Source organism: Acinetobacter sp. AOR12_HL, assembly GCF_027855275.1.
Taxonomy (GTDB): Bacteria; Pseudomonadota; Gammaproteobacteria; order Pseudomonadales; family Moraxellaceae; genus Acinetobacter; species Acinetobacter baumannii.
In genome coordinates this window covers 1-11335 of the sequence record NZ_JAKTIJ010000028.1, presented here as the reverse complement: position 1 = coordinate 11335, position 11335 = coordinate 1, and the positions used below count along the sequence as shown (strand labels likewise).

Annotated in this window: 12 protein-coding genes; 3 read left to right on the top strand and 9 right to left on the bottom strand. The window is 38.3% G+C overall.

All coding sequences use genetic code 11. The annotated features are described in order from the left end of the window. Positions 1 to 5 precede the first annotated feature (5 nt). From MKL36_RS14330 to MKL36_RS14320, 3 genes are all read right to left on the bottom strand, one after another. Positions 6 to 569, bottom strand: coding sequence for a lipocalin family protein (locus MKL36_RS14330; protein WP_021511611.1), 564 nt, complete (start codon positions 567 to 569; stop codon positions 6 to 8). Positions 570 to 665: 96 nt separating this feature from the next. Next, positions 666 to 2069 (bottom strand): heavy metal sensor histidine kinase, encoded by a 1404-nt coding sequence (locus MKL36_RS14325; RefSeq protein WP_001009557.1) that lies wholly within the window; start codon positions 2067 to 2069, stop codon positions 666 to 668. Further along, entirely contained in the window at positions 2066 to 2737 is a 672-nt protein-coding gene (locus MKL36_RS14320; protein WP_001221364.1) for a heavy metal response regulator transcription factor, read from the bottom strand. Before MKL36_RS14320 ends, MKL36_RS14325 begins: the two co-directional genes overlap by 4 nt. Positions 2738 to 2862: 125 nt before the next feature. Here MKL36_RS14320 and MKL36_RS14315 point away from each other — a divergent pair, with 125 nt between their 5' ends. Beyond that, on the top strand, positions 2863 to 3330 hold the full coding sequence (locus tag MKL36_RS14315) for a GlcG/HbpS family heme-binding protein (RefSeq protein WP_085941192.1): 468 nt from the start codon (positions 2863 to 2865) through the stop codon (positions 3328 to 3330). A gap of 10 nt (positions 3331 to 3340) precedes the next feature. Continuing rightward, positions 3341 to 3742, top strand: a complete 402-nt coding sequence (gene uraH, locus MKL36_RS14310) for a hydroxyisourate hydrolase (protein ID WP_000167347.1) — start codon at positions 3341 to 3343, stop codon at positions 3740 to 3742. Between the two features lie 58 nt (positions 3743 to 3800). Here the strand turns inward: uraH and MKL36_RS14305 are convergent, their stop codons facing one another. From MKL36_RS14305 to MKL36_RS14280, 6 genes are all read right to left on the bottom strand, one after another. Then, entirely contained in the window at positions 3801 to 4508 is a 708-nt protein-coding gene (locus MKL36_RS14305; protein ID WP_021511610.1) for a PqiC family protein, read from the bottom strand. Continuing rightward, entirely contained in the window at positions 4498 to 6165 is a 1668-nt protein-coding gene (locus MKL36_RS14300) for a PqiB family protein (RefSeq protein ID WP_002016783.1), read from the bottom strand. The genes MKL36_RS14305 and MKL36_RS14300 overlap by 11 nt, the downstream gene beginning before the upstream one ends. A gap of 7 nt (positions 6166 to 6172) precedes the next feature. Beyond that, entirely contained in the window at positions 6173 to 6979 is an 807-nt protein-coding gene (locus tag MKL36_RS14295; RefSeq protein WP_001062699.1) for a paraquat-inducible protein A, read from the bottom strand. Beyond that, positions 6967 to 7584: a paraquat-inducible protein A gene (locus MKL36_RS14290; protein WP_000768105.1), complete on the bottom strand. Its 618-nt coding sequence runs from the start codon at positions 7582 to 7584 to the stop codon at positions 6967 to 6969. The genes MKL36_RS14295 and MKL36_RS14290 overlap by 13 nt, the downstream gene beginning before the upstream one ends. 232 nt (positions 7585 to 7816) lie before the next feature. Next, on the bottom strand, positions 7817 to 8707 hold the full coding sequence (locus tag MKL36_RS14285; RefSeq protein WP_021511609.1) for a DMT family transporter: 891 nt from the start codon (positions 8705 to 8707) through the stop codon (positions 7817 to 7819). Positions 8708 to 8941: 234 nt separating this feature from the next. Further along, on the bottom strand, positions 8942 to 9496 hold the full coding sequence (locus tag MKL36_RS14280) for a TetR/AcrR family transcriptional regulator (protein WP_021511608.1): 555 nt from the start codon (positions 9494 to 9496) through the stop codon (positions 8942 to 8944). Positions 9497 to 10129: 633 nt separating this feature from the next. Between MKL36_RS14280 and MKL36_RS14275 the strand changes: the two genes are divergently transcribed. Further along, positions 10130 to 11274, top strand: a protein-coding gene (locus MKL36_RS14275; RefSeq protein ID WP_085944219.1) for an IS3 family transposase whose coding sequence is annotated in 2 segments (ribosomal slippage) — positions 10130 to 10394 and positions 10394 to 11274 — 1146 coding nt in all. Because the reading frame shifts where the segments join, the coding sequence is not laid out codon by codon here. Positions 11275 to 11335 lie beyond the last annotated feature (61 nt).

Here is an 11335-nt window from a genome sequence, read left to right as displayed (position 1 = left end):
TTTCACTATTTAGATTGTGTTGTTTTAACGAGTTTAGAAACGTCGTAGCCATAGCTTTTCGCGGTTTGCAGATAAGATTGATATGTCGCCTCATCAAGTTGAGGGCTACGAGAAAGAATCCATAAATATTTATGGCTTGGACCACCCACTAAAGCGACCTGATAATTTGGGTCAACTCTTAAAACCCAGTAATCGCCTTTTGTAAAAGGAATCCATCTAAGACCAGAAGGTAAAAAGCTCACCTTCAATTTACTGTTGCCTTCATTTTGCGGATAAGCAACTCCTTCAGATGAGATTATTTCGCCTTTTTTTGTCGTACAGCTATTTAAAACACCAACGGTTTTGTCCGCGTTAATAGAATAGTTTGCAGTTGTATTTGCTACACAATTACGCTGAAAAAACATCGGTAAATGCGCAATTTCATACCACTTACCTGCGTATTTATTAATATCAATAGAATCAACAGCGACAGGTTTAGTATTGGTGTCTGCAAAGGTGCTCAAAGGAAGCATTAAATTGACCGCTGCAAGGCTACTGCTGATGACAAGTGATTTAAATAATAATTTCATGATTGCCCTCTTCTGTTTATTTCATACGTTTAAACATACGTCAGAGGGCTGTGAACAAAGTGTGAATTTTAAAAATTAAGCAACATTAATAAGGATTTAATTGTATTTCTTTAGTGCATCTGCAACTGGAAAATCAAGCTCAAAGCACACACCCTCAACCGTGTTATAAACTCGATAGCGGCCATGATGTAGATCCAGAATTGAAGCAACAATCGACAAACCTAATCCACCTGTTTGATTCTCATCACTTCGACTTGCGTGGCATTGGTAAAATCTTTCAAAAAGATGCTCAAGTTGATGTTCAGCAATTGAAATACCACCCGTGACCACAGTCAGACTCACCCATTGCTTATGCTCAATCATCTTATGTTTTGTTGCGATATAAATAGTTCGCTTGTCACCACCGTGAACCAACGCATTTAAAATCAGGTTATAAACGGCTCTTTGAAAAAGCTCAGGATCTGCAAATAACGTTTGAGCTTCTAAGTTAAAACTAAAATGACAGTCTTGTTCCTCGGCCTGATATTCAAAAATCTGGCATAACCTATCCATAACATCTTGGAGGTTTATTTCTTGTTTATTTACAAGCACCATTTTCTGATCGGCTCTTGCCAAGAAAAGCATGCTATCAATCATGCGTTTTAATCTGTGATAATCATCTAAATGAGAAACCAGTAAATCTTCATATTGTTCAACCGAACGTTCACCAGTTAAAGCAATCTCAGTTTGCCCAATCAGATTATTTAAAGGTGTGCGGAACTCATGTGCGATATCTTCAGAAAAACGGTTGAGCTGCGTATAGCCCTTTTCAATACGCTCAAGCATGTGGTTTATATCTTTTGAAAGCAGATCAACTTCTAAAGGTGTATTTGGGAGGTTTAACCGTTTTTGTAGCTGATTTACGTTAATAGAATGAGTTTGCTTGCGAAGCTGTTGTAGCGACTTTAAACCTAAATGACACACTAAAATGCAAAGCACAAAGATCGCAAACACGCCCCCGACCACATAGATCAAGAGACTTTCTTGAAAAGGTAAAAGAATATTAATGCGTTCCGACCATTGTTTACCTGCAATGAGCAGATAAGGTTCGTTATTAATTTTTATGGTTTTCCACGCAATTCTCGTTGGATATGAGTTGTTAGCTAAATCTTGAAATTGAAGACTGTCGCGCTGTGCAAGCGGAGGTAGTTGAATGTGAAGCGGATTGATATTAATTAAAGTTTTGTCTTTATGAATAAAAAGAAATAAGTTGTCTTGATTGCCAAGCATGTTTTGATACAGCTTAGGCCGCGCAATGATTTGCTCTACATTTTCGCTATCTTGCAGCAAAATTTCCAAACGGTTAATTCTGTCTGCTAAAGCTTTATCTTGCTGCTTTAACAAAATCTGGTTAATACCCAAATAGGTCATAAAGCCGACTGAACATAAAATTAAGGCAGAACAAAGCGTGACCAGTAATGTAATACGGACTTCAAGAGAACGCACAAATTTAAAGTTCATAAACTAACCGAAATTTTATAGCCCAAGCCACGTATGGTATGAATAAGTTTTAATTCATATCCCTCATCAATTTTGCTTCGTAAACGGCGTACTGCGACGTCAATAAAGTTGGTATCGGTGTCAAAGTTAATATTCCAAACTTCGGAACCAATTTGTCTGCGCGTCACAATTTGCTCTTTGTTGAGCAACAAATAACGCAACAAATTAAATTCGGTTTTACTCAGCTCAATTAAGTTGCCACTACGCCATACTTTATGACCAACCATATCCATTTTTAGATCACTAATAGACAACTCATTTTCTTGCAGATATTGCTGTCGTCTTAACAGACTTTTAATGCGTGCCAACAGTTCAATATAGGAAAAGGGTTTAGCCAAGTAATCATCTGCTCCCAACTCCAAACCTTTCACTCTATCCATCACCTGATCTTTCGCCGTTAAAAAAATCACCGGAATTTTTGAAAACTGGCGTAGGACTTGTAATACGCTCCAGCCGTCTATGTCTGGCAGCATGACATCAAGAATAAGCAAGTCATATTGATCTCTCTTTAGCATTTCCAAACCTTGCAGCCCTAAGTGAACACACTCCGCTTGATATCCAGACTCTTTTAATCCTTTGACCAAATAAGTGGCGATCTTGATCTCGTCTTCAATAATAAGGATACGCATTTTGTAGAGACTCATTTGAAAGATGACAACTTTGTAATGTGATTGTCATGCTTGAAATTAAGCAATTTGTTTAAGATTTTCAAAGCGACATAGAGGCAATCATCATGAAAAAATTGAACTGGCTGATGTTAGCAGCCATGCTATTCGGTAGTAGTACTTTTGCACAGCCCCCTGCTTTGAATCAAGTTTATTCGTTAGATCTTCAAACTGCCCACCTGCTAGCCGACAGTGCAAAAGAGGCATGCAAAAAATTAAATCAAAACATTGCGGTTGTTGTTGTAGATCGCGGTGGTAATCCATTAACTGCCGAACGGCATGAGTTGGTGGGCCCGCATAACTTAATGGCTGCCGAGAAAAAAGCCTATACCGCGTTATCTACCAAAACATCGACCTTAGTTTTAAGCCAAAATAGTAACCAAAACCCCGATGCAAAAAATTTAACTACAGTAGCAAATTTACTTTTGTTAGGCGGTGGCGTACCTGTCCGTTTTGAGAACCAAGTGATCGGAGCCATTGGGGTTGCAGGTGCTGGCGGCGCACAAAATGACAATCAATGCGCAAGCAAAGCCATTGAAACCGTTTTTCGTTCATAAGAAGTTCATCATGACTAAATCATTTATTGCTTTATCTTCATTATTTATAGCTTCAGCTACATTTGCACAAACTAATCCACTAAGTGTTCATGTGTTAAACCTAGAGACGGGTTTGCCCTCTTCTCAGGTTGAAGTGGTTTTAGAAAAAAATACCAATAACCAGTGGGTTAAACTCAACCAGCAAGTGACCGATTCAAATGGTCGTATTACTGCGCTCTATCCAGAAAATAAAAAACTAGAGCAAGGAGTTTATAAAGTTACCTTTAAAACTGAAGACTGGTTTAAGAAGAACAAACAACAAACTTTTTTTGCCGAGGTTCCAGTAATTTTTAAAGTCGATGGAAGCGTAAATCACTACCATATTCCGTTACTACTTAGCCCTTACGGTTATTCAACCTATAGAGGCAACTAAAATAAAAACCCCCTTTATCTGTTGTACAAATAAAGGGGTTGATTAAAAACGATGCGTTTTACGAACAGACACCATTGCTAATAATCGATTTTTTATTTGAATCTAGCGCCACAATTGAAGAAGAGATGGTATTAATAATTTGGCTCATCGCTTCATTTGAAGCACTTACAATTGCTTCCATTTTTTTAGCTTTTTGATCAATCGGCTGTTTAAACGCAATTCTACAATTGAGCTGAGCTCCTCTATTCGAGATTACTTTCGGATTCGTTGATTCTAGTTGCGTAGGCGGTATTTGGCGCTTCACTACCCAAGATACGGCAACGTTGATATTGCTATTATCTACAATATCAAAATGAGAAAAGTCAGTAGAAACTCGATATAGAGGCTGATTGTTTCCAGAAAGCCCACTGCTATAACTGTCAATTGCTCCAAGTTTTTGTTGCAAACCAGCCGATAAGGTATCGCGTAATTGTGTACCCAAAGTCGATGTCCAGCGCTCATTATCAAGTACAGTCGACTTACCATTACTGTCTTGTAGCACCAGTGGCGCACGGTCTAAGCGATCTGGAATCCCGACCGGCAAGACCTCAATCACCTGCACAGTTGAGTTCGAGACCGGAGTCACTTTAGGTGTAAGCGTATAATAGTTTGGTGTTGGTGAACTAGAACATGCTGTCATGGCTATCGCTGTCAAAAGCACTCCACTCCCAAGCAGCCATTTGGCTACTTTAGAGTGTTGCAATGATCGGTTCTTTTTATTTTTCATCGTTGGCCTCTGGTCTCTTACCACGAATAATAGATTCAGGATGTTGTTCAATATAGTCTGCCATTAACTGTAATGACGCAGCCGCACGAGTCATTTGTTGTAGTGCTTTACGTACATCTTGTTGTAACGGCGCATCGCTCGACAAAATAGACTCGGAAGATCTTACAGTTTTACGAACATCGTCTAAGGTTGCTTGTAAACCAGGAGCAACTTTACCATCTAGCTGTTTAACCAACTTGTCGGTAGACTCAATGGCTGTATTCATATTCTTAAGCGTTTTGCGAACATCCTGCCCAATTTCGACTAGTGGGAATTTTGTTAATTTATCAGCAATTTGGGAAACCTGTGCCTGTAAACCACTTAACTCTGTTGCAGTGGTTGGAATTACCACACGACCATCATTCAAGATTTGTAGAGTGGCAGGTTTTGCTTTAGGGAACTTATCTAAAGCAATATAGTTTTGACCCGTTAAGAGGTTGCCGGTTCTCATTTGGGCACGCCATCCATGCTCAACAAAATCTTTGAAAATGTCGCTGTTTGGATTGAGTGCTTGACCATTTTCAACGCGTGAAGGATAAATCACTGCCTCAACACGCATGCGAATCTGCTTATAGTTGTTATAAAACTCTGCATTAATTGATTTAATGCTACCAATTTCAATACCCATGAAGTCGATTGGCGCACCCACAGCCAAACCACGTAATGAGTGATCAAAGTACATAATCACGCCACGCGGTAGACCATCCGGCTCTTTTAATGCTTCAGCTTTTGAGTCCCAAAGATTAAAACGGCTCTTGTTAGCAGCGACAGTCGCATTTGAGTTTTCAGGGAAACCAAACGCAATACCACCAGCAACAATACTTGCAAGCGATTGAGTATCTAAGTTAAAGCCTGAAGCATTTAACGTCACATCAATACCACTTGCCTGCCAGAAACGTGTGTCAGTCGTTACAAATTTATCGTACGGCGCACGGATAAACGTCTGAAGTTCTACGCTTTTACCGTCATCAGATAGCTTATAAGCTGTAATTTGTCCTACGTTAATTCTCCGGTAATAAATTGGCGAACCAATATCTAAAGATCCCAAATCATCGGCTTTCAAGAAAAACTCTTTGCCCGGCACATCGGACGTAATCACTGGCGGTATTTCCAGACCTGTGAATTCAAGTTTTTTCTCGGGTGATTTCCCGCCATCTACTTCAATATATGAACCCGACAATAAAGTGTCGATGCCTGAAACCCCACTTGTCCCAATCCGTGGACGCACTACCCAGAACCGTGAATCTTGAGCAGCAAAATTGCTTGCATCCTTACGTAAATCAATGCGCGCAATAATATGAGATCGGTCTTCTGCAAGATCGATTTGCCGTACCACCCCAATGTCTACCTGCTTATAGCGCACTGTTGTTTTACCTGCGACTAAACCTTCGGCGGTACGAAAAGATACTTCAATGGTTGGTCCATTAGAAAGTAATGCTTTCACTGCCAAAGAAAGCGCAATCAGCAGCGCAATAAGTGGAATAATCCAGATTAGTAGAGGCTTCCACCGATTTTTCTTTTCTTGGGGTTCTGGTAAATCATTCATGTTTTCCAGTTCAACATCTGTTTCATGATGATCTGAGGTCTCACTGGTTGTTTTGTTTTCAGACATACTCATTGTTCTTTTATTGACTGGGATTAATGGAATCATTATTCAAAGGCGAGTGTTCTGCCTGAATAATTGTGTTTTTTTCCGAAGAAACACGGTTAGGTTTATTTGTATTTTGAGATGCATAAAAATTATCCCAAATAATACGTGGGTCAAAACTTAAAGATGCAAACATGGTTAAAACCACAACCGCACCAAAAGCAATTGAACCGGGTCCCGCTAAAATAGTTGCAAGTGATTGAATTTGAATGAGAGCAGTAAGTAAGGCTACCACAAACACATCAATCATGGACCAGCGCCCTACAAATTCAACAATGCGGTAGAGTTTAATGCATTGCTCCGGTGCAAACTTCCACGCCGCGGATGACTGTATATATACAACCAACAACAGGAAATACAAAATAAGAAGCTTTAGCATCGGAATAAAAATACTCGCCATAAAAATGACTACCGATACCAAATAGTCTCCACTTTGCCAAAAGTAAATGACCCCACTCATGATGGTATCTTGCTGACGGCCCAAAAGAGAGTCAGTTACCGTCATAGGAAGGACATTTGCAGGAATATAGAGAATGGTCGCAGCCACCACTAAAGCGAAGGTACGATTTAAACTTCCCGGCTTACGCTCGTGTAAAACGCTATGGCATCTAACACAGCGGAGAATTTGATTTTTATGAGCATCAGTTTTATTTACTTTTGAAGAATTCAATAACCCACAGCAATGACACAATATCAGTGAAAGATCTTTGGCTCTTGGATATTGTTTTAAAATCATATTGGTATTTGTGATTTTTTCAGGAGTCACATTTTTTATTTTTGCCATGGCTGTGACCTATCAATTTCATTCCATATATCACTCACCTTTACGGAAGTAATATAAACCATTAATAGGCTCAAGACCGCAAATGCCCATAGAGCAATTTCCGGAATAACAAGAACCATGCCCATTAGCTTTACAAGCGTGACCAGAATTCCAATCAGGAACACCTCAACCATTCCCCACACTCTCATAAAATAAAGTGTTCGCAAAGCACCGACTAAAAATTGGGGGCATTTCTTTAATATACTGACCGTACCGAGTACATAGCCCAGCAATAACAAATATGTAAGTGGCACAATGAATGTAGTAATTAAAATAAGAACACCGACAAATGCCCGATCGTAATGAAACATTACCCACACGGCGCCCAGTAAAGTGGTTTCGGATATGTTGCCTTGCAGTTCAATTTTGACAATGGGAAAGCTATTGGCAATAACAAATACAATGAGGGCCGTTAAAATTAGAGCTAACAATGTAGTAAAAGGCTTGGTATGCCGATAAAGCTCTGCACCACAGCAGACACAATAAGCTCTTTTTCCGTAAGCAAGCGGGACTCTACGATAGACGGTATCGCACTCCTCACAACCTGCTAATTCTTTAAGCTTCATAGTTATACTCTAAGATTTATCGTTTTACTGTGCTAATAACTGCTTGCTACAACGCTTGCCTAAAATAGTATTTATAAGCAATGTGCCAAACTAATCTCATTTCTTCAAGAAAAAATTAGTGACCGCATCAATGAATTCTTTTATTAAATAAAAGAAAAAGAACTAAAAGCCCCTTTTCTCAAAGGAGCTTTTAACACGTTTAAAATTAAATGGATATTATATTTGAATAAAATTAGGCGCTCTTCAACGCAAAAATATTCCAATACAACTTCACGCCCAATACGCCTAATAAAATTAAACCTGCACCTAAAACTTGAGTACTAGTCAACACATGATCAAAGAAGAAATAATCAATCACTATGGTCGATATTGGATAAATAAAAGATAAGATCGCAATATTATTTAAAGGTATTTTCTTAATCGCCGAATACATTAAATAGTAGAGAAATGCAGTATGCAAAACTCCCAATCCGACCACAAACAGCCATTGTTGACCGATCGGCGGGTTTTCAAAAACCGAAATAAACGGAGCCATGACAATCGCCCCGCTCAGAGTTTGTATAAATACAATTAATAAAGGCGGTGTATTACTTAATTTTTTAGTGATTAATACCGATATTGAATAAAGTGTTGTGGCAATAAGAACCAGCCCCAAGCCGACCAACTCATTAGAGTTCACCGAAGCACTGCCTAAGCCTATAATCACGATTAGCCCTATAAAAGCAATGATGGTCCATAGCACATCATTTTTATTGAGCTTTTCATGAAAGACCAAAGCCCCTAAAAATAAAATGACAAACGGGTTCACGTGATAAACAATCGTCGCTAAAGAAATAGAAGTTTTAGGAAAAGCGGCAAACAGTAGAACCCAGTTAAAAATAATTAGAAGGCCCGAAGTCACCATTAAAAACAGTTCTTTTTTACCGAAGTATACTTTTTTAAAATGACCATAGAAGTAACAAATCGGTATTAAACACAGTGCTGAAATAAGGCAACGGAAAAATACAATATTAACGGGTGATTGACCTGACTTAATCACAAATAGACCAATACTCCCTGAAAGCAGCATGGCTACGACCATTTCAAGCGTGCCGACTTTTCTTTTTAAATCATGATCATCCACGAATTTCTCCAAAAATTTATATTGTTAAGTCTTCATCTATTTTTATTTCAGATTTTATAAACTCACTTTTTCTTAGTATTCCGTGAGTTTTTAGTCTAAATAACTTGTCCTTTTTAAAATCTAGAACAATAAAATAAAAGATAAATCATGTTAATTTTTAATTAAGAAATCATTATTTCAAAATAAAAAGATAGTTAATTCATTCTAAAATACTGATTCTTTAGCTCAATAAATTTAGTTAACCCTCACTAAAAAATAATCTAACAACTTGGTTTGTTCTTCGACTCTGTCTGAAGTCAAAAGCCCTAAAATTGTCCCATCTATCATAAATATAAAAATTTCCGCTTCGGCATATGAAACGGCTTTTTTAGTTTCCATAAGCAGGCAGAAAATTTCATTTTTAATCCATCGTCTATAGCGTATTGCCGTTTGGTAAGCTGTAGGATAACTTGTTTTAATTTCAAAAATTGCTTTAAACAACAGATAATAAGCGCTCTTTAAATTGGCATGTAAGAGATAGATTTGCCTGAGTTTATGAGCGAAAGTTGAATAGTGAGTCGTTTCTATCTCCACTCTTACTTTTTCCATTAAAGTATCTTTTTGAAGTAAGAGGCACATTTCAATCAGACGTTCTTTTGAATGAAAGTAGTTATAAAAAGTAGCTTTGGAAATTTTAGTTTCACTAATAATTCGGTCTACCCCAACCTTATGAAACCCGTATTGTTTAAATAAATCCGATGCTATGTGGAGCACGTGTAATGCTCTAAATGAAGCGCCTAAATTTTTCATGTATACCGCTTAAAATAATTTTTTGTTGTATATAAAAGAGATAAAAATGCCGTCACTCTTAAAATGAGTGCTAAATACAGGCATGCGAAAACCGCACAAAATGGTGTGCTCGCCTATCTCGGGTTTATTGTTGCTATGATTTTGAGTCGTAACGATACTTAAGGCGTAGAAAACCTACGATCTACTGAGCCGTTTTAATGACTGTTTAGGCGGTATAAATAGAGAGAATTTGGCAAAGGCCAATAAATAAGAAATAGTACGCATGTGCGGACTCCTTTTGATTTAAAAGAGTCTTACCAATTACTGTCAAATAATGGTGGCAAGACTAGAAGGGTTGACAGACTGGTACAAAAGGAAACCAGCGCACGCAAGCGTGCCCCTCCTAGCCTCACCATAAAGGCGTGACTTAGGAGTACGCACAAAACGAAATAATACGTTGTTGTGCGCCTTTTGTACCAGCTCTGTCAAAAGCTGACTGGTAATGTGACCAGCAGGCAAAGGATAGTGCTCTGCCCTATTACAGTCAAGCACACAAAATGATATTTGTTTTAAATTAGAGAGGTGGATCAGGAAATTTGAACAACACTTATAAGTGATATTTTGCTCCCCAAATGATGTTATAAACATCAATATATGGAGTATTTTATGGCACGTAGACCAAGAAGAAATCATTCAAATGATTTTAAAGCTAAGGTAGCACTTGCTGCGATTAAAGCAGAAAAAACACTTGCTGAATTGAGTGCTGAATTTGATGTTCATCAAAACCAAATTATCGACTGGAAAAATCAACTGATTTCAGCTTCCTCGCAAGCTTTCGATCAATCAAAAGCTCCAACAGAACCACCCATCGATCTAAAAAAACTACATGCAAAAATCGGTGAGCAGGCATTAGAAATTGATTTTTTAGAAGGTGTGTTGAAGAAACTGGGCCGCTTCAACCACAAAAGTTAATCGATGACTCACTTCAGATTTCAGTATCTAAGCAAGCTCAGCTGCTGAAAGTCTCCCGTGGTTGTTATTACTATCGCCCAAAACCTGTGAGTGCATCAGATCTGAAGCTGATGCGGTGTATGGATGAGTTACATATGCAATACCCTTTTGCAGGTAGCCGTATGATGCGTGATTTGTTGAATCGTCAAGGACATCATATAGGACGACGTCATACACGTACTTTAATGAAGAAAATGGGCATTAATGCGTTATATTGCAAACCAAATTTAAGCCAGGCTAATCAAGCTCACCGCAAATATCCATATCTGCTCAAAGGATTGGCTATTCAGCGCAGTAATCAAGTGTGGTCTACGGATATAACGTATATCCCTATGGCAAAAGGCTTTGTTTATTTATGTGCTGTGATTGATTGGCATAGCCGCAAGGTACTTGCGCATAGAGTATCGATTAGTATGGAGGTTACATTTTGCATAGAAACATTAAATGAAGCTATTGAAAAATATGGTCGACCTGAAATATTTAATACAGACCAAGGCAGTCAGTTTACCAGTGATGCATTTATTGATGTATTGAAATCAAATGACATCCAAATCAGCATGGATGGTAAAGGTCGATGGGTTGATAATGTGATGGTTGAACGATTATGGCGGAGCGTTAAATATGAAGAGGTGTATCTCAAAGCCTACAGCAATGTTTTGGATGCGAAGAAGCAATTAAACGCATATTTTGAATTTTATAATTTGAAACGACCTCATTCGAGTCTGGACAAAATGACTCCAGATGAGTTTTACTATGACCAGCTACCACAACAAAATAAGGTAGCTTAACTAGAGCAGAGTATCACTTATAAATAAGCTTTTAGTTGTTCAAACATGTGGGACCACCTCT

Excerpts from the sequence above, each read along its gene's own strand:
- MKL36_RS14325 (WP_001009557.1), bottom strand. The coding sequence starts at position 2,069 with ATGAACTTTAAATTTGTGCGTTCTCTTGAAGTCCGTATTACATTACTG.
- MKL36_RS14280 (WP_021511608.1), bottom strand. The coding sequence starts at position 9,496 with ATGAAAAATTTAGGCGCTTCATTTAGAGCATTACACGTGCTCCACATA.
- MKL36_RS14290 (WP_000768105.1), bottom strand. The coding sequence starts at position 7,584 with ATGAAGCTTAAAGAATTAGCAGGTTGTGAGGAGTGCGATACCGTCTAT.
- MKL36_RS14295 (WP_001062699.1), bottom strand. The coding sequence starts at position 6,979 with ATGGCAAAAATAAAAAATGTGACTCCTGAAAAAATCACAAATACCAAT.
- MKL36_RS14300 (WP_002016783.1), bottom strand. The coding sequence starts at position 6,165 with ATGAGTATGTCTGAAAACAAAACAACCAGTGAGACCTCAGATCATCAT.
- MKL36_RS14315 (WP_085941192.1), top strand. The coding sequence starts at position 2,863 with ATGTTAGCAGCCATGCTATTCGGTAGTAGTACTTTTGCACAGCCCCCT.
- uraH (WP_000167347.1), top strand. The coding sequence starts at position 3,341 with ATGACTAAATCATTTATTGCTTTATCTTCATTATTTATAGCTTCAGCT.
- MKL36_RS14330 (WP_021511611.1), bottom strand. The coding sequence starts at position 569 with ATGAAATTATTATTTAAATCACTTGTCATCAGCAGTAGCCTTGCAGCG.
- MKL36_RS14320 (WP_001221364.1), bottom strand. The coding sequence starts at position 2,737 with ATGCGTATCCTTATTATTGAAGACGAGATCAAGATCGCCACTTATTTG.
- MKL36_RS14305 (WP_021511610.1), bottom strand. The coding sequence starts at position 4,508 with ATGAAAAATAAAAAGAACCGATCATTGCAACACTCTAAAGTAGCCAAA.